The following is a 16,700-nucleotide window of genomic DNA, read 5'->3' as shown; positions in this document are numbered from 1 at the left end:
CCCTCGCTGGCTGGTTGAGGAACAGGACGCCAAGCGCGGCGTCCCGACTCGTATCGAGTTGTGAGCGCCTTCGCGCGGCCCTCCTCGTAATGGTTGCGGAGGGTGTCCGGGCGCGCAACGTCCGTAGTGGTGCTCGAACCCGATGTCATCGGGGAACTCGTCGTCACTCCGCCGCTTTGGGCTGGCCGCCAGCGGAAGGCCGGAGCCCGTCCATCAAGAGGTCGAGCAGACGAGCTGCCATCGCTTGGCGCTCGGGCGAACCGGCCACGGTGAAGATGCCGATAAGGGCGGCGGCGATGTCTTCGGCGGGGACGTCGGCGCGGAGTTCCCCGCTTGCGCGGCCGGCTTCGAGAAGGCCGTCGATGGCCGCGAGCAGCTCGGTTCTGGTGCGGGCGTGGGCGATCTCGCCGGATTCGACCATCGCGAGCAGCGTGTCGAGCATCCCGTTCTTGGTCGCGATCCAGTTCCCGAACAGGTCCATCCAGCGGCGCAGGGCCGCGGCCGGGCCGAGCTGGGCGAGCAGGTCGCGGGCGCCGCTCGTGAGCCGCGAGACCTGATCCTGGTAGACCGCGTCGACCAGCGACTCGCGGGTGGGGAAGTGCCGGTAGAGGGTGGCGATCCCGACACCGGCTTCGTGAGCGATCGCGCGCATCGACGGTTCGGACTCGGCCGACGCGAACAAACGAGTCGCCACGTCCAGCAGCTGCTGGCGGTTGCGGGTCGCGTCCGCCCGCGGTTTGGGGGACGATGCGGCGGGCAAAACGGATCACGCTCCACTTGTGCTAGCTTCGATGACGTAAACGGAGCATAGTCCGTTTGTGTTGCTTCAGGAGGCAGGCGAGCATGAAAGAACCGAGTGCCACCACGAGCCGGGCGGTGCAGTTCACGTCGTTCGGCGGATCGGAGACCCTCAGCGTCCGCGAAGTGCCCGTGCCGCAAGCCGGTCCGGGACAGCTCCGCGTGCGGGTCGCCGCGGCCGGCCTGAACCCGATGGACTGGTTCATGACCTCCGACGCGGAGACCGCCGCGCGATTCGGCTTGAGTCTGCCGTGCGGGTTCGGAACCGATTACGCCGGGATCGTGGACCAGGTCGGCGACGGAGTGCGCGAGTTCGCGGTCGGCGACCGGGTATTCGGCGGTGCCCTGTCCCGCGCGGTCGCCGATTACGTCGTCGTGGACGAGGCGGGGACCATCGCGGTGGGCGGAGAGGCGCACCGCACCCCGGACGGGGTCGACGACCGCACCGCCGCCGCTCTGGCGATCGCGGGCTGCACGGCCGCCGCAGCGCTGGCTGTGGTCAACCCCGGCCCGGGCGACACGGTGCTCGTCGGCGGCGCGGGAGGCGGGGTCGGAGTGTTCGCTGTCCAGCTCGCGCGGCTCGCGGGCGCGCGAGTGATCGGGACGGGGTCGGCAACCTCAGCCGATGCTCTGCGCGCACTGGGGGCAGAGCCAGTCGTCTACGGCGACGGTCTGGCCGACCGCGTCCGTGCGCTGGCTCCCGGCGGGGTCACCGCGGCCATGGATCTGCACGGGACCGACACCGCGCGGGCGGCACGCGAACTCGGCGTGCCCGACGAGCGCATCACCACCATTGCCGCGCAGATCGACGGGATCACGCCAGCGAACGGTGCCAATGCGGCCCCGGGCGCCCTCGAGGAGATCGCTGGCTTGGTCGCGGCGGGGCGGCTGCGGGTGCCGATCGCGGCGACCTTTCCGGTTGAGCAGATCCGCAGCGCGGTTGAGCTTCAGGCGGAGCGGCACGTGCACGGGAAGGTGGTCATCGATCTCTAGGTAGGGAAGCGGATGCCTGCCGTCGCCTGGCTCCCGGGGGAGGTGCGAGCCCTTCGCGGACGACGACGCGGTGGTCGGCTGTCAGGCCAGCGAACCCGCACGACGGCCGAAGACGCGGTTGGCCGCGACGAGGTACTTCGCCAGCTTCAGCGCCGCGGCTGGTAGCTGGGATCGGCTTGGGCGAGCGCCGTGCTGCGCGGCAGCAACAGCCTCGTCGTGGCGGCCAGCGGCCGGGCGTCGGAGAAGCTCCTTCTCAGGAGCGTCCGCCCGCGGCTAGGCGCATGAGGTCGGTGTCGAAGTCCAGATCGGCCGCGTTCTGCTCGGCGCGGCTGGCGTTGCCGCCGAATTGGTGCTGGTACCCGTCCCAGTTGTCGGCGGCGATGTGCCGCGATGTGTCAGCGCGCAGCAGGGCGGTGAGTTCTCCGGCCGCGCGGGCGACGCGCTTGCCGAGGTCCGGGGAGCCCCAGTCCTCGGGGGCGGCGTAGATCGATGTCGGGACGGGCAGCGCGCGGAGGAACGCGAACAGCGGCCGGAGGTGGTCGTCGGGGACCATTGCGTGGCGTGCGGTCCCGCCGGTCGCGGCGAGGATCACCGGTGCCCCGATCAGGAGGTCGTTGTCCAGGACGTCGGCGAAGGTCTTGAACAGGCCGCTGATTCCCGCCTTGTAGACCGGGGTGGCGGCGATGACCGCGTCGGCGGTCGCGAGCCGGGAGACCGCGTCGCGCACCGGTTCGGCTGGGAAGCCGGACACGAGCGAGCGGCCGAGGTCGGCGGCGAGCGGCGCGAGGTCGATGAAGCTCACCGCGGCCGGGATTCCGGCGGCACGCAGCGTGTCGAGGCTTCGCTGGGCGATGCGGGCGGCGAGCCTGCGGGTCGACGATTCCTCGCTGACCCCGGCGTTGACGACTGCCAGCGTGCGTTCCTCAGTCATTTCTTCTTCCTTCGCTGGACGCGGGCGGGGCTGGCGGCGACGAGGGCGTCGGTCAGCTCCCGCAGGGTTTCGAGGGCGGCCGGGCCGAGGGCGCGGGTCATCGCCTCGCGGACCTGGCGGGCGTGGGCTCGGCCTAGGGTGCGGTAGATCTCGCGGCCCTCGGCGGTGAGGGCGATGCGGCAGGCGCGGGCGTCGGTCTGGTCGTCGCGGCGCTCGACGAGGCCGCGCTTCTCCATCCGGGCGACCAGGCGGGAGATGCCGGCTTGGGTGAGCAGCGCGTCGTCCATGAGTTCGGTGATCCGGAGGCCTTCGTCCGAGGCGGACAGCGCGTGCAGGACGGCGTATTCGCGCGGGAGGAGGTCGCCCCAATCGCCGGTGTATTCGAATTCGCGGGCGAGCGTGGCCTGGGCTCGCAGCAGCGATTCCCAGGCCTCGACCGCGATGCGGGCGGTGCTGCGCATCAGAGCACCGCCGGGAAACGGGCTTCGACCGACGGGTCGGAATCCTGATAGGGCGAGGTGCCGGAGAGGTTGTCGCCGCGGTTCGGGTTGGGTCGCGGCTGGCGGGGTTCGGCGTCCCCGTACTTGGCGGTCACCAGTGAGGCGTGCGTCGGCGCGTCCGGCACGCCGGGGGCGCGGCGGGACTCCATTTCCTTGCGCAGCACCGGAACGACCTCGGTGCCGAGCAGTTCGACCTGCTCCAGCGCCGTCTCCACCGGAAGCGCGAGACCGTCCAGGGCGAACAGTTGCCGCTGGTAGTCGCCGAAGCCCTCCTGAAAGGTGAGGACCTTGTCGATCACCTGCTGCGGGCTGCCGACGGTGATCGGGGTGGCCGCCAGGTGGTCTTCGAGGCGAGCGCCGCGGAAGACCGGGTAGTTCTCGAAGTACGGCCGGAAGCGCTCGATGGCGTCCTGCGAGCGCTCGGCGATGAACGACATCCCGCCGAGCCCGACGATCGCCTGCGCGGCGGTGCCGTGCCCGTAGTGCTCGAACCGCTGCCGGTAGAGGTCGACGAGCGGTTTGAAGTGGAAGTTCGGGGCGAGGATGTGGTTAGCGAAGAACCCGTTGCCGTAGAACGCGGCCTGCTCGGCGATTTCCGGGGTGCGGATCGAGCCGTGCCAGACGAACGGCGGCACGTCGTCCAGCGGGCGCGGCGTCGAGGTGAAGCCCTGCAGCGGGGTGCGGAACTCGCCTTCCCAGTCGACCACGTCCTCGCGCCACAACCGGTGCAGCAGGTTGTAGTTCTCCAGCGCGAGCGCGACGCCCTGGCGGATGTCCTTCCCGAACCACGGATACACCGGCACCGTGTTGCCGCGTCCGGCCATCAGGTCCAGCCGTCCTTTCGCGACGTGCTGGAGCATCGCGTAGTCCTCGGCGATCTTGACCGGGTCGTTGGTGGTCATCAGGGTGACCGCGGTGGACAACACGATCTGTTTCGTGACCGCGGCGACGTAGGCCAGCAACGTCGTCGGCGACGACGGGATGAACGGCGGGTTGTGATGCTCGCCCAGCGCGAAGACGTCCAGCCCGGCCTCGTCGGCACGGCGGGCGATCCGGACGAGGTTGTCGATGCGCTCCGCCTCGCTGTAGGTGTAGCCGGTCACCGGGTCCGGAGCGATGTCCCCGACGCTGAAGATCCCGAACTGCATGACGGTCTCCCTTCGTGCGCGTCCGCGAAGTGCATGACTGCGCATGCAGGTTAACAACATGACTGCGCATGTATTCCCGTCTGTCCGGGCGCGCTCGTGTCCTGGTCGCACAGGAACATGACCGTTTCTTCGAACGGTGCTCTCCCGGGGCGACTCTCCGCGACGCTCTCGCACTGTGCTGGCGCGCAACGGCGTCGGGTTCGGGTGGTCTCGGTCAGCGCCATCGACGGGGCCGTCGATCGCGTGATGCGGATGCTCAACCCCGAGAAAATCGCGACGGCGACCGACCCGAGCGCGTCCTCGACGTCGCGAACCGATGTGCGGCCCGGTCTCCGACGAGCGACGTCGAAGAACTGACGATGCCCGTCACCGGGTACCTGGGCGCCCGGCGGACGGGCCCGGACTGTTGGCACGCAGGTAGGCGGTGACGCGGATGCGGAGACCGCGGATGTGCGGCAATTCGATCGTGAACGTGCGCGACGGTCGGTAGGGCGCGGTCGTGGCACCGTATCCGCAAGGGCCGGTGACGAAGACGATCTCGTCGTCGGGGTCCAGCCACGGGTTCGACCACAGGTCCGGGCCGGCGAGACCGGGTTCGCGGGCGTTCCAGTAGGCCGGGAGTTTCATCACTTCGGCCAGCGCCGCGCGAAATGCCTCCAGCGCGCTGGCAGGGATCGCTAGGCCGCGTCTCGGCCACACCCGCGGCAGCAGGCTTGCGGCGGCGGGCCTTTCCTCTGTTGGCGTGTAGCCGAAGGTTACGGACCCGCTTGAGATCTCGGCGCTCCAACGGTCCATCCCGGGCGTGGTGATCGTGAACATGGCAGACGACAACCCGATCTACGAGAGAGGTTCACGACGCGACAGCGCGTCTGCAGAGTGCACGTGACCTCCGGCGTGCTCGCATCCGGAGGGCGCGGACCGTGTCCGGCACCGTCTCAGCCTGCCGGAGGCGGTGCACTGGCACCAAGTACGTCCGGCGCGCAGTTGTTGTGGTTTCGCCGGGTTTCGTGGTGATTCTGCCGCCCCGCAACGGGTTTGTGTCCGCTGTGCCCGTCGACGAGCGGCGGGTGCGAATTCCGATTCCGCCACTCTGGTGCGTGCAGAGCGGAGCATCTCCGCCTAGCGTGATCGAGTTGCTCAGAGGAGTCGCGCTTGGCTTTCTGCCGCCTCTGCCTTGACAGCCTCGAAGAACTCGGTGTCGAGGTGATCGTCATTGTCTCCGGCTTCGTTGTCTCCGGGTTCGTCGTCGGTGAAATCTTCTAGGTCGTCATCGTCGTAGTCGGCGCACTCGCCGTAGAGGAGCCATCAGCCACGAATCCCGTCGAGCAGGTCTTCCAGAAGGTCGTGCGCGGGACGCATCGGGTCCAGCGGCGTGATTCGGGGCATCAGGGCGGCGAGCAGTTCTTCGTCGCCGGGTCCGAACTGTTCGGCGTTCTGCCTTGCCTCCTGGATTTGGCGCACCAGTGCGTCGGGGTCGGCAAGTCCGCCTTCGGCCGCGGTCATAGCCGCTTTGATCAGGCGGCCTGCAGCCAGTGGGCCGCGGCGCTGACCTGAACGGGGGATGCGTCTGCCCGAGTCAGGAGCACTGCCTGCTTTGCCCGGCCGGTCAGTTCGGCGCGCTCAACCGCGGCGAGCTCGTCCTCGACGTCGGCGACGACGCGGTCGGTCAGATCCTGATCGTCAAAGTGCGTGTAGCGCACGGCCTACCCGATGTGCAGCTTCCTCGACGAGGACGTAGGACTGGACGATGTGGTCACCGTCGGGCAAATTGGGGTTCCGCAACGATTTGACAACCTCGGCAAAGGCGTCGCGTTCGCCTTCGCGGCGCCAGCCCTCGGTGTTCGGTTCCAGACCGTCGGCTGCGCTCGCCGGGTGGGCGTAAGTGCGCCACACCTGACGCGACAGGCCGGTCAAGCAAACGCCAAGCCGATCGGGGCGTCACGCTCAGCGGACTTAGGCAGGTCGGCAAGCGCGGAGGCGATGCAGCCGACACCGGTGTCCCAAGTCGTCGCGAGGACACCACGTGCTTCATCGTATGCATAGGCTATGTGCATAGACCGTCATGGTGGAATCTTGGCAGGTTCATCTGCACGCAGGTATCGCTTCGGCCGTATCGCGTCCCGCTTCTCCCGCATCGGCGGGCGCGCTGATCCACACGACAGCGCCGAGCTATACGGCCCACATGTTGCGAATCTCCACCGCGACCTGCCGTGTCCTGTCGGGCCAGGTGTTGTTGCACTGTAACGGCCTTGAGTTCGTGATCGACTTTTCTGGGAAACGGCGAGCGCTGCCGCGGAAGCCGGACTTCTCGACGGCGCCGCCGTGCTCGCGCGGGATCGGGGCGCAGTCTGTCGCCTTGCCGACCACCGGCGCGCCGATCGCCGAACCCTCGCGCGCCCGGGGTCCGCGTGGCAACCTCCCCGCGCGCGGAAACCCACGGACTGAGGATGATCTCGCCTGGGCAGAGACCGCCCTCGGGCGGGAGAGCTGGGCGCGCGACTCCCTGTCGCGAATGCTTGCGAACCCCGGCTTGCGCAGAGAAGATCGCTCGCCAATCGGCCGGGAGCACCGCTCGTCCGGCGTGCTTGCTGGCAGGCGTCGCGTTGCGGTGATTTGAGCGGGTCGCCCGGGGCGATGGCGGGACCAACAAGTGCTGCTCGCAGCCGATCCGGTTTGCGCTCGTCGATTCCCCGGCCGGTTTGAATCGTGCCGCCGGCCGGATCGGGAAATCGTCGTGGGCCAGTCTTTCTCCCACGGCTCCAGCCGGTCCGTGATATTTCCCGGAGTGTCGCCGAATGCGAGGTCATGTCGCTGAACGGCTCAACATGACGAGCGATTTGTTGCCACTCGGCCAAATCCTGCTCAGGCGGTATCCGATCCGAAGGCGTTGTCGCGCACCAGGTGCCGTCGAGGTGCGGGTCGTCTCGGCATCTCCACTCTGCCGGGTGGCGGGAACGCTCGGCGAGCGCCGGGGGTTTCCCGCACGTATTTCCGCGCGTCGCCGACCTCTCGGGTACGTAATCCGCAGGTTTGCGTCGACATCGTCAGCGCTATCCGTCAACGTGTTCCCTCAATCGCGAGTGCGTTCGGAACCAGCGCGACTGGACGTTCGCTGAGTTGGTTGCGGAGCCGGAGCGGGGCATGGGAGTCTCGCGTAGCGATATCGCCATGGCGCGCATAGCGGCATGCCCGCACGAAGGGGATTCACTGAATGAATTGGCGTAGGCGGCAGCGTGCGGGGGGCCCTGATATCGCACCGCTTGAAGCAACGTGGTCCCTGACCCACCCGGTCCGGGAGGTGCTGCTGCGGCGACGAGCGACTGGAAGCAAGCCCGAAGAGCGGCAGGACGATTTCAAAGTCGGGCTTGCCGTCGAGGGCGGGGGGCTGCGCGGGGTCATATCCGCGGGGATGCTCACCGCTTTGGAGGACCTCGGATTCGCCGACGCGTTCGACCACATCTACGCTTGCTCGTCCGGTGCGGTCAACAGTGCGTATTTTGTCATGCGCCGGACCTGGTTCCCGCTCACCATCTACTACGACGACTTGACGACCGGAGAGTTCCTCGACTTCCGGCGCGTGCTGCGCGGGCGGGGGCCGATGGATCTCGATTTCCTGTTCGACGAGGTCCTGGCCCGGCGAAAGCCGCTCGATTACGCCGGGATCATCAAGTCCGACCAGCGGTTGCACGTCATGGTCACCGACGTCGACGAGCTCAAACCGCTGGACGTATGCGACTTCGAGTCGCCGGAGGATCACCAGTCCGCGCTGCGCGCCAGCACATGGCTGCCGCTGGCGATCCGAGGCACGGCGACGTTCCGCGGCAACCGGGCGATCGACGGCGGGGTGCTGCGGTTTCATCCGTTCCGTGCGGCGGTCCTCGACGGCTGCACGCATGTGTTGTCACTGAGCACCCGCCCGATCGCGACGACGCGAAGGATCTCCATGACCAGCCGGTTCGCCGCACGGTATCTGGAGAGGGTTCGTCCCGGGCTCGGATCGGGGTACCTGGACGGTGTGCGGGAGTACCTGGACACGGACAAGCCTTACCTGGCGCGGAGCAGGACGGCGCCGGACGCGGACTGCGCGGTCCTGGACCTGGCCCCGCACCCGGGCACCCGAGAGGTGGTCCGGCACGAGATGGGCCTGAAAAACCTCATGGACGGTGCGCGGTCGGCCTACCAGGTAGTGCATGCCGCGCTGGAGGGAACCAGCGTCGTCGTCGTGCCCCGTCTGACTGTCTACGAGTCCTCGAGCAACCGGGAGCAGCCGGATGAGTGAGCTCGCCCCGGAACGGGCGAACGACGTCGACACGCTTCGCCGAATGTTCAGCCACGTCATGGAATTGGACAGTGCGACCGGCCTTGAAGTGCTGCGCGAGATGCGGGACCTTCTGCCCGACCCGGAGGCCTGGCGGCGGTTCCTCGCCAGCTTGCCGCTCGATCGGGTCTCCTTTCGCCTGGACGTGGGGTTCGACCGGGCCGAGGTGATCGGGCGCCTGTCGCGGTGGTGCCGCGCTTTCAAGGCGACCAGCGGCCGAACTCGGATGCAGGCCGATGTCCACGGCTGCCTGACGGTTCTGCTGATCACTCTGATCACATTGGAACGCGCGCGTCCGAGCGCGACGTGGGAGGGGCACGACTGCGACGAGCTCTGCCGTCCGCTGCTTCGCGACGCCGAGGTGGCCCGGACGCTTCTGACGCTCTACGCACCCGTTGACGACGACCGGCAGAGCCCCCAGGACCTGGAAGAGTGGCACCGGGTCCAGTCCGTCCCATTCGAGTTCCACCGGCACGGCTCGACGTCGTTCATCGTCAGCGGGGTGTCGAGGCCGTCCGCGGGCCGGATGATGAAGTTCGCCCTCAAGTGCGTCCTGATGCCGTACGCCAGCATCCCCGCGATCGGCGAAATGACCCGGACGTACGCCGCGGACCACAACGCGCTGGACGCCGACGGCCGCACGGTCGAGGGCATGGTCCAGGTGTGGGCGAGCACGAGCCGGTGGATCTTGATGGACTTCGCCGAGGGGCACACCCTGGCGGAGGAGATCGAACGCATCCGCGGCGACGAGGCTGTCGCCGTGGTCACCTGGGGCGGGCGAAGGACCGTCTCCCCAGCGGGAAACGTGCGCTTGGACATCCTTCGCAAGCTCGGTCTGCCGCTGATGCGCGCGCTGGCCGAACTCGACTCGCGCGGCAAGATCCACGAGGACCTTTCGCCGACCAACATCATCGTTCGACGTAGCGACAACGCTGCTCCCCGGCACGAGTACGACATGAAGTTCGTCGACTTCGGCCGGAACTACCTGTATCTGGGAGCCACCAGCACCGCCGAGCACTCCCACGAGAGGTACGTCGCACCGGAGGTCCGGGACAACGCCGACGACACGACTCGTGCGGACCTGTTCTCCCTCGGCCGGATTCTCATCGCACTCGGCGACGTCGGGGAGAATGCGGACGGGTCGATCCCGGACCGGTTCTACGGTCAGGCGCCGCTGGTCGCCCGGTTCATCGAGGACCTGGTCGAGCGTCGCCCCGAGCGCAGGCTGCTGGTGTTCAAGATCGCTCCGCGGAACCGGGACGTGTACCGCTCGCTTTACGAAGTGCTGGAGCAGGAGCTCGACGTCACCCAGGCCGAGCTGGTCGCCGACCCGGTGTTGCGCCGGAGCGCCGTCCCCGACAGCAGGCAGTCGTTTCGCACGACCGTCGTGTCGTTGCTGGTTCCGTCCCGCGAGCGGAAGAAGCGGCGTCGCATCTATCGGCTGAGAAAAGAACAGGGGGTCCTGGATAATCCGCGACGGTCCATGCATGCCAAGTGGCTGCTGGTCTTCTCGGTCCTGTCGTCGTTGAACTTCTCCGTCACCGCGCTCGTCTGCGTCTACTGGTCGTTGCGCGACTGCGGGATCGGCTTCCTGAACCCGCAGAGCGAGATCGCGGTCCGGCTGATGGGGGCCACGCCGGAGGCCCTCCCCGTGATCGACGGGCTGCGCAATCCCGGGTACCGCTTGGGCGAGCTCGCGCAGAACCTGCCCGCCCGGATCGTCTGCCTGAGCTTCGCGTTCATGTCGGTGCGGCACTACCAGAACATTCTCAGCGGGTTGACGACCAGGATCGCCAGCTCGCCCGCCCTGGCCGGCAGCGGATTGCGGTTCAGCGCAGAAGTGTCCATCCGGATGATGGCCGTCTGGTCGTCCTGGCTGATCCTGCTGCCGAATCTCGTCGACATCCGCTGGTGGCCGCTGGCGACGGCAGCCGGTTACTCAGGCGCCGTTCTGACCAACTTCGTGAGCGCCCGGTTCGCCACCCGGTATCTGGAACTTGCCAGGCAACGAGGGCTGAGCACTGTTCCGCCGCGCCACCAGAAGATCACCGGGCTCGACGGCTACGTGCAGTGGGGGCCGACGATCACGTTGTTCTCGACGATGGTGTGGGTGATCGCTGTTCCGCTCTACCTGGGCATCTTGAAGGACGATTTCGTCTACGCCGGTTTCGTCGTGGTGGTCAACATCGGTTTGTTCTATGTCGTCAAGACCGGAATCAACGCTCTCGACGTACGCACCGGCCTCAACCGTTGCTTCCTCGCCGCGGAACGCCTGAGGTACGAGGCAGAAGAAGACGGCGGACTCAAGAGCCCCACCCACCAGTCCGCGCCGATCCGGTTGGTCAGCCCGGGCTGAACCCCTGGGCTGGCAGGCCGACGCTAGCGCCGAATGACGCGGCCTGTCGCTTGGATCCAGCGATCGATCTCCCTTCCGCGACAGGGATGTCGGTCACCAGAGCCGTACTGGTTGCGCGAAGGATCGCGTCACGCAGAGCGTGCTGCCGGACTACGCTCTCCTCGAGAACCTGCGACTCGAAGACACGGTGGATCAGACGAAGCGAGATGGTCTGCTGAGCGACCGGGCACATCTTCTCGCCGGGTTTGTTGTCCCGGTGTCCAATGTGGTCGGTGACGTCGTGAGCGGAGGCACCGCAGGAGGCACTGCGGTGCAACGGAGTGCTTTTCGCTCCTTCTGGCTTAGGCGCCTGGTGTCTGGTCGGGTCGAGGTGTTGAAGTTGGGTGCGGCCGTTGTGTGCGTGTCAGCAGTCGTTCGATTTCGGTGGCTTGTGGTGCTTTGAGGCGTCGGTAGATGTCGAGTGCTCGGCGGAGGCCGGTTGTTGCTCGTTTGTGGTGTCCGGGGAGGAGGCATCGGGCGATGCCTTCGAGGGCGCGGGCTTCTTCGAGTTGGGTGCCTGCGTCGCGGGCGGTGGCGAGGGCTTCTTTGTGGAGGCTCAGCGGGTTGCCGGTTTGGGGCCAGCTGAGGGCGAGGTTGTTGAGGGCGAAGGCTTGTTCGGTGCGGTTCTGCAGTGCGAGCGAGAGCTGGCAGGCGCGTCGGAGCATGGTCATGGCTTGTTCGTGGTCGCTGTGCTGGTGGAGGGCGCGGCCGAGGTAGTTCAGCGAGATGCCTTGGCAGGAGCGGCTTCCGACGGTTTCGCAGAGGCGCAGGGCTTCGATTGGTGGTCGACGGCGGCGTCGCTGTGGCGGTGGGAGCAGGCGATGGCGCCGAGGGTGATGGCGTGGCCGCGGGGTCGCCGAGGGTGATGTAGAGCTTCTGCGCCCATCGGGCGGCGTGTGCTGCTTCTGTGTACATGCCGATGGCGTGGCGGAGGGTGGGCGACGACGTTGAGGACGTTGGCTTGGCCGAGGGGGTCTTCGAGGGACCGGTAGAGGGTGTGCGCGGATTCGAGGCTGGCGATGCTGTCGGTGTAGGAGTCGAGCAGGTAGTGGATGGCGCCGAGGTTTGCGCATGACGGCTTCGTTGCGGCGATTGTGGCTGGGCCGTAGCGCCCGGAGCGCGGTGGTGTGGAGTGCGCGTGCCTGGTCCCAGCGCCCGCAGGGGCGCAGGAAGGCGTGCAGGGCGGTGGAGAGGCCGATCGTGTAATGCGGGAGGTCGTGGTCTGCGGCGTAGTCGGCGCAGGCGAGGAGGTTGACGCGTTCGGCGTGCAGCCAGCGCAGGGGGTCGTCGGTGCAGGCGATGGCGTCGTGGTGGTGGCGGGGAGGGCGTGTGCCGTCGCCGGGCATGAACGCGGCCGCGTGCGCTGCGGTGCAGTGGCAGTGGTCGAGGAGCCGGGCCCGGGCGCGGTCCCGTTCGCGCGGTGGCTCTTCGGTCAGCACGACCTCGGCGTAGGCGTGGATGAGGTCGTGCAGGCGGTAGCGGCCGGGCTGAGGTTCGTCGACGAGGCGGTCGAGGTAGAGGGCGGAGGCGGGGTCCGAGCCGTCGAGCGCCGCGGCCGCGTGCGCGTCGATGTCGGGCCTGGGGTGCAGGCCCAAGCGGCTGGCGGGTGGTGCTGTGCTGGAGACGACGGCGGTGGAGGGGGAGCGAACGACTGCGCCGACCCGCTGGCACCCGGAGTTGCCACGGACGGCTGGTGTCCGCCTCTGCGCTGGTGCGGATCGAATACCTGGTCGAAGGCCGCTACCCGGAGCACTGTCTGGTCCCGGACCAGGTGCTTCGACATGTCGGCGACGCGCTTCGCGATGAGGTTCGCGGAGACGATTTGTACGGACGCCTTGGCCGTGCCGAGTTCGCGGCTCTGGTACCCGGCACTCAATCACGCGTACTTTTCGCTGCGGGGGAGAGAATTCGACAGCGAATCGTCGATGGCTGCTCGGAATATGCTGACTCGTCCACTCGAGTCTGTGTTTCCATCGGTGCGGTGTCGTTTCCCGGGGCAGGACGAACGCTGCAGGGGTTGATGACTGTGGCCGACAATCGCTGAACTCGCTATGCGGTATAGCGGGTGCTCGGCCAGGAGCGAACCGAACTGAGCGAAGACTGGGCTGTTCAGCGGTGGTTTCTAGGACATATGGTCCTTCCTGGTTAGCGAGGTTATGTTTGCGGCCAGAGTTTCCGGTTCGTTCGGGCCAGGCGTCCGTGTCGACCGGAAATTCGCTTCTCGTTCGCCGTATCCGCCGAGTGCAGCCCAGATGAACATCCCTGCCGCTGCACCATCGGACCGGGGAAATCCCGTATCCTGGTGCTGTTGCTTCGAGTCGGAAAATGGCGAATCCGGCCGCCGGACGAGCGCATGGCAGCCAACGGGCGGGGTCGTCGGCTGGTATCCCCAGTATCGCCAAACCCAGGAGAGGCTGAATAAAGCTGTCCTGGCGCGGGCACAACGGCGGTTGGGCTTATGCGAGGAGGGACGGAACACGGTGGGAAGACGGGGTTTGCCGAGCGCGGCAGTTACCGGTGGGTTCTCGGTGTTTCTGGCGCTGGCATTTTCTGGGATCAGCGCGGGCGCTGTGCCTCCGCGCGAGGACGCTGCGACGGCACGGCACGCGCAGCAGCGTGGTCCGGGAACCGCCGGTCAGGACAGTGACCTGCGCGCGGAGTTGGGGACGACTTTGGCTTCGGCGAAAGCGGGTGGTGCGGCCACACGGCCGATGCGAGACGCGCTCGCCGCGTCGATCACTGCGGGGAAGAACGAGCGCAAGCCAGCACCGTCGGCGACAGCGCCGGACGAGGAATGGCGGCAATGGTTCGACAAGTACTACCCGATCAACGGATGGCGTGCGGAGGAAGCGGCGCGGTATTGGAACCCGGGTCGTCTGGCCAAGGCCGCGCCAGTCGTCTCCGCGCACGGTGCGGACGGCGCGATCGCTCCCGGGAACCGGATCCCCACCGGAAGCGAGCCGTTCGACGGCTACCCGGTGACGGGACAGATTGTCACGACAGACGACCGCAACAGGTTCTGCACGGCGAGCGTGGTGTCGAGCGCGGGCAGGAATCTGCTGCTGACCGCGGCGCATTGCATGATCGGAGAAACGAAGAAGGCCTTGGCTTTCGTGCCGCAGTCTCGCGGCGGTCAGGAGCCGTTCGGCCTGTTCCCGGTGAAACCCGGGCACATCTGGATAGACCAGCGGTACTTGGATCTCGGCAACGAGAAGGCCGCGCGATGGGATGTCTCGTTTCTGGAACTGGAGCCGCAAGGCGGCCGCAACGTCGAGGACGTCGTTGGCGGTCTGAAGCTGAGCACCGATGCGGGCTTCGACCATCCCGCTGTGCATCTGGTCGGCTACCCCGGCGACCAGCCCCGGCCGTTGCGCTGCACCTCCGCCACGACGAAACACAGCTCGCCGGGACCATGGCCCGGAGACTTCCTGAAGATCTCGTGCAACGGCTACAGCGGCGGCACGAGCGGCGGGCCGTTCGTCAACGACTTCAACGGCGCCACTGGAGATGTCATCGGAGTGATCGGCGGCTTTCACGACGGCGGGCCCAACGACAACGAGTCCTACAGCTCTTACTTCGGCGCGGACGCCCGGAGGCTGTACGACGCCGCCGTGGCCGGTTCCGCTCCCAGTCCGCCTACCGGCGGGCTGCCGCCTGGCGAGGTGTGGCGGCAGCACGAACGCGGCATCGCGTCGGGGAATTTCGTAGCCGGCAGCAAGCTCGACAGCAAATTCAGCGACATGGTCGTGCGATGGGCGGACGGCGAAGTCAGCCTCCACCATGCGGCGGGGGACGCCCGGTTCGACACCGAGTACACGCTCGCCGCGCCCAATGAACTCTGGAAGAACGCCGCCGTCATCGCCTCGGGCAGGTTCGCCGGCCGAGCCACCGACGATCTGCTCGTACGCTGGGTCGACGGTGAGCTGACGCTCTACCCGGGGGTGGACCAATCCGGTTTCCACGGTGAAATCCAGCTGATGCCACCGAATGAGCTGTGGAAAAACGCCGCGGCCATCACCGGCGGCAGGTTCGGTGTGGCCGACGCTCGCCGCGACGATCTGATCGTGCGGTGGTCCGACGGTGAACTCACCCTGTACTCCAACCTCGACCAGACCGGCTTCCACGGCGAGAAACAGCTGGCCGCGGCCAACGATCTCTGGAAGAACACCCGAGCGATCACCAGCGGCGACTTCGCCGGCAATGATGCCTGGGACCTCATGGTTCGCTGGGCAGACGGCGAGGTCACTCTCTATCCGGACATCGACGACGCCGGCCTCCACGGCGAGCACCGCGTTCAACCGCCGAACACGGTGTGGACCAACGCGATCACCCTGGCCGCGGGCAACTACGACGGCAACGACCACCCCGATGATCTGCTGGTCCGCTGGATCGACGGCGAGGTCAACATGTACGTCGACTCCGGCACGCAACTGGGCAGGGAAAAGGTTCTCGTCGTCGCGAAGTAGCTTCGGCGGGAACATCGCCCTCGGCGACAGCAGGTGCCGCCGCCTCGCCGCTTTAACCGGAGATTCTCGAGGCGGCGGCATCCGCGACCCGCCTGGCGAACGCGCAGGTCTCGGCCGGTTCCGGAGCGTCCGCACTTGGAGTCGAGTCCACCCTCAGATGAGCCTGCGCGCGCAGATTCACCAGGACCAGGCAATTCATCGGTGCTTTCCGAAATGCGACTACCTTCGCGTCGCGCCCGCGGATCTGCTCCTGACTCACCTGCGCCTCGGGCGAGAACATGGTGTTCTGCGGGATGTCGGCGTCGTGGAAGGTGAGGTCCAGCTCGGCGCCCTCGCTGGTCCACTGGCATCGGGCGCGGCGCGTGCCGCCCATCTTGTGCGGCCGGTCCCATGCCTGGCTCGGGCCCGCCAGGCCCAGAGTCTCCTTGTCCGCGGCGGTGAGCAATGCGCACAGGTCCGCGCCGGTGAAGTTCTGCGAGGAGGACGACATCGACGTGCTGCCGGGCGGAGGTGCCGCGCTCGCGCCGGTGTGGTTCTCCGGGGAACCGCATGCTGCGAGAGACGCCAGAGCGGCCACAGGGAGGAACCGCAATGGTCGCGTTCTGTTCATTTTTCCGCCTTCGACAGTGAATACCTGAAACTGGCGATCCAGATGTCGTGCTCGGCGACCATTCAACCACGCTCGCCAAGCTGATCTCCACCGAACCGCGGATCCGGTGCAGTCCCGCTTGACGAGCAGTTGCCCTGGGATCGTGCTGGTATAAGGAAAATTCATCATTGGGCGACGGCCGTCAACGCACCGTCAGCGAGACGGCGGCGGAGCACTCGAAGCGCAAGCCACATCGTCGGGTGTGGTGCGAGTTGCCGGGCCGGGTGGACGTCGAGGCGTTTGTTGTCACGGACACATGCGCCACGGAGTGCCGGCGGCGATGTGCGAGCGTGCGCGCTCATTCTGCGGCTGGCGGTGTTGTCAGCACAGGCTCAAGTTCAGCGACCAGCGCGCGGAGCGTCGTGACGATGCGCGCCTGATCAGTGCGTCCGCGCCAAGCGTGACCAAGATAGTCGGCGGCTTTCCTCTCGCACACCACGAAATCCGCGTAAGCGCTCGCGCAGCCGAGATAGAGAAGGTCAGCGAGATCGTGAGCGTTCCA

The 16,700-nt window shown here is 67.4% G+C and carries 14 protein-coding genes; 5 read left to right on the top strand and 9 right to left on the bottom strand.

Annotation, left to right across the window (positions count from 1 at the left end; all coding sequences use genetic code 11):
- Positions 1-163: 163 nt before the first annotated feature.
- A complete protein-coding gene (locus ACZ7SW_RS07660; RefSeq protein ID WP_470229589.1) occupies positions 164-694 on the bottom strand; it encodes a TetR/AcrR family transcriptional regulator in 531 nt (176 codons plus the stop codon).
- Between the two features lie 149 nt (positions 695-843).
- On the opposite strand from ACZ7SW_RS07660, the gene ACZ7SW_RS07655 reads away from it, so the two are divergent.
- Positions 844-1,791, top strand: coding sequence for an NADP-dependent oxidoreductase (locus ACZ7SW_RS07655; protein ID WP_470229588.1), 948 nt, complete (start codon positions 844-846; stop codon positions 1,789-1,791).
- 253 nt (positions 1,792-2,044) lie between these two features.
- Here the strand turns inward: ACZ7SW_RS07655 and ACZ7SW_RS07650 are convergent, their stop codons facing one another.
- From ACZ7SW_RS07650 to ACZ7SW_RS07625, 6 genes are all read right to left on the bottom strand, one after another.
- Complete coding sequence (locus ACZ7SW_RS07650) at positions 2,045-2,722, bottom strand: CE1759 family FMN reductase (RefSeq protein ID WP_470229587.1); 678 nt, start codon at positions 2,720-2,722, stop codon at positions 2,045-2,047.
- Positions 2,719-3,183: a MarR family winged helix-turn-helix transcriptional regulator gene (locus ACZ7SW_RS07645; protein ID WP_470229586.1), complete on the bottom strand. Its 465-nt coding sequence runs from the start codon at positions 3,181-3,183 to the stop codon at positions 2,719-2,721. Before ACZ7SW_RS07645 ends, ACZ7SW_RS07650 begins: the two co-directional genes overlap by 4 nt.
- Positions 3,183-4,370, bottom strand: a complete 1,188-nt coding sequence (locus tag ACZ7SW_RS07640) for a CE1758 family FMN-dependent luciferase-like monooxygenase (RefSeq protein ID WP_470229585.1) — start codon at positions 4,368-4,370, stop codon at positions 3,183-3,185. The genes ACZ7SW_RS07645 and ACZ7SW_RS07640 overlap by 1 nt, the downstream gene beginning before the upstream one ends.
- Positions 4,371-4,736: 366 nt before the next feature.
- Positions 4,737-5,189, bottom strand: coding sequence for a hypothetical protein (locus tag ACZ7SW_RS07635; protein ID WP_470229584.1), 453 nt, complete (start codon positions 5,187-5,189; stop codon positions 4,737-4,739).
- Positions 5,190-5,675: 486 nt separating this feature from the next.
- Entirely contained in the window at positions 5,676-5,873 is a 198-nt protein-coding gene (locus ACZ7SW_RS07630) for a hypothetical protein (protein ID WP_470229583.1), read from the bottom strand.
- 11 nt (positions 5,874-5,884) lie between these two features.
- Positions 5,885-6,070 carry a hypothetical protein gene (locus ACZ7SW_RS07625; RefSeq protein WP_470229582.1) on the bottom strand — a complete coding sequence of 62 codons (186 nt, stop codon included), beginning with the start codon at positions 6,068-6,070 and terminating at the stop codon, positions 5,885-5,887.
- Between the two features lie 1,511 nt (positions 6,071-7,581).
- Here ACZ7SW_RS07625 and ACZ7SW_RS07620 point away from each other — a divergent pair.
- Together ACZ7SW_RS07620 and ACZ7SW_RS07615 are read left to right on the top strand one after the other, a co-directional pair.
- Complete coding sequence (locus ACZ7SW_RS07620; RefSeq protein WP_470229581.1) at positions 7,582-8,649, top strand: patatin-like phospholipase family protein; 1,068 nt, start codon at positions 7,582-7,584, stop codon at positions 8,647-8,649.
- Positions 8,642-11,044 carry a protein kinase domain-containing protein gene (locus ACZ7SW_RS07615; RefSeq protein WP_470229580.1) on the top strand — a complete coding sequence of 801 codons (2,403 nt, stop codon included), beginning with the start codon at positions 8,642-8,644 and terminating at the stop codon, positions 11,042-11,044. Before ACZ7SW_RS07620 ends, ACZ7SW_RS07615 begins: the two co-directional genes overlap by 8 nt.
- Positions 11,045-11,385: 341 nt before the next feature.
- On the opposite strand, the gene ACZ7SW_RS07610 is transcribed toward ACZ7SW_RS07615, so the two are convergent.
- Positions 11,386-11,754: a hypothetical protein gene (locus ACZ7SW_RS07610; protein WP_470229579.1), complete on the bottom strand. Its 369-nt coding sequence runs from the start codon at positions 11,752-11,754 to the stop codon at positions 11,386-11,388.
- Positions 11,755-12,689: 935 nt separating this feature from the next.
- Here ACZ7SW_RS07610 and ACZ7SW_RS07605 point away from each other — a divergent pair.
- Both ACZ7SW_RS07605 and ACZ7SW_RS07600 read left to right on the top strand, forming a co-directional pair.
- Positions 12,690-13,127, top strand: coding sequence for a GGDEF domain-containing protein (locus tag ACZ7SW_RS07605; RefSeq protein ID WP_470229578.1), 438 nt, complete (start codon positions 12,690-12,692; stop codon positions 13,125-13,127).
- A 667-nt stretch (positions 13,128-13,794) separates the two neighbouring features.
- Positions 13,795-15,549 (top strand): trypsin-like serine peptidase, encoded by a 1,755-nt coding sequence (locus ACZ7SW_RS07600; protein WP_470229577.1) that lies wholly within the window; start codon positions 13,795-13,797, stop codon positions 15,547-15,549.
- 52 nt (positions 15,550-15,601) lie between these two features.
- Here the strand turns inward: ACZ7SW_RS07600 and ACZ7SW_RS07595 are convergent, their stop codons facing one another.
- Positions 15,602-16,159 (bottom strand): DUF3558 family protein, encoded by a 558-nt coding sequence (locus ACZ7SW_RS07595; protein WP_470229576.1) that lies wholly within the window; start codon positions 16,157-16,159, stop codon positions 15,602-15,604.
- Positions 16,160-16,700: the final 541 nt, after the last annotated feature.

The sequence above is a fragment of the Amycolatopsis sp. NPDC114484 genome, assembly GCF_055633755.1.
This window is presented reverse-complemented; position numbering and strand designations above follow the sequence as displayed.

What these genes read in the sequence shown, in the direction of transcription:
- ACZ7SW_RS07655 (WP_470229588.1), top strand. Translation starts at nt 844, where the DNA reads ATGAAAGAACCGAGTGCCACCACGAGCCGGGCGGTGCAGTTCACGTCG.
- ACZ7SW_RS07650 (WP_470229587.1), bottom strand. Translation starts at nt 2,722, where the DNA reads ATGACTGAGGAACGCACGCTGGCAGTCGTCAACGCCGGGGTCAGCGAG.
- ACZ7SW_RS07645 (WP_470229586.1), bottom strand. Translation starts at nt 3,183, where the DNA reads ATGCGCAGCACCGCCCGCATCGCGGTCGAGGCCTGGGAATCGCTGCTG.
- ACZ7SW_RS07640 (WP_470229585.1), bottom strand. Translation starts at nt 4,370, where the DNA reads ATGCAGTTCGGGATCTTCAGCGTCGGGGACATCGCTCCGGACCCGGTG.
- ACZ7SW_RS07635 (WP_470229584.1), bottom strand. Translation starts at nt 5,189, where the DNA reads ATGTTCACGATCACCACGCCCGGGATGGACCGTTGGAGCGCCGAGATC.
- ACZ7SW_RS07630 (WP_470229583.1), bottom strand. Translation starts at nt 5,873, where the DNA reads ATGACCGCGGCCGAAGGCGGACTTGCCGACCCCGACGCACTGGTGCGC.
- ACZ7SW_RS07620 (WP_470229581.1), top strand. Translation starts at nt 7,582, where the DNA reads ATGAATTGGCGTAGGCGGCAGCGTGCGGGGGGCCCTGATATCGCACCG.
- ACZ7SW_RS07615 (WP_470229580.1), top strand. Translation starts at nt 8,642, where the DNA reads ATGAGTGAGCTCGCCCCGGAACGGGCGAACGACGTCGACACGCTTCGC.
- ACZ7SW_RS07610 (WP_470229579.1), bottom strand. Translation starts at nt 11,754, where the DNA reads ATGACCATGCTCCGACGCGCCTGCCAGCTCTCGCTCGCACTGCAGAAC.
- ACZ7SW_RS07600 (WP_470229577.1), top strand. Translation starts at nt 13,795, where the DNA reads ATGCGAGACGCGCTCGCCGCGTCGATCACTGCGGGGAAGAACGAGCGC.
- ACZ7SW_RS07595 (WP_470229576.1), bottom strand. Translation starts at nt 16,159, where the DNA reads ATGAACAGAACGCGACCATTGCGGTTCCTCCCTGTGGCCGCTCTGGCG.